Consider the following 275-nt stretch of genomic DNA (forward strand, 5'->3'; position numbering starts at 1 on the left):
CTATTCTCTCAATATTCTCAGATCTTATTGTTTTTAAGTAAGAAACAAGGTCTTTTCCTGATAGATTTACCGGACGGTCATTAATCATAATAGATACTCCACTCTTTCCTACAATTCCAATGTTTCCTTCATCATCAGCCTTTACAAGAGGCGTTGCTGCTAGAACATCCAATCCATCCACTCCTTTTGAAGCAATTGAATTTTCTGTATTAAAAACAAATCTGTCTATTTTTCTTTCAAATATTTTTTTCTTTGTTCCTACTAATACAACTTCT

General features: G+C 32.4%; 1 protein-coding gene. It reads right to left on the reverse strand.

All coding sequences use genetic code 11. The features are described from left to right. A partial coding sequence (locus SB659_RS19460) for a hypothetical protein (protein WP_410551590.1) occupies positions 1-275 on the reverse strand: 275 nt, incomplete at both ends.

Source organism: Arthrobacter sp. SIMBA_036, assembly GCF_046535135.1.
In the GTDB taxonomy this organism is placed as follows: Bacteria; Actinomycetota; Actinomycetes; order Actinomycetales; family Micrococcaceae; genus Arthrobacter.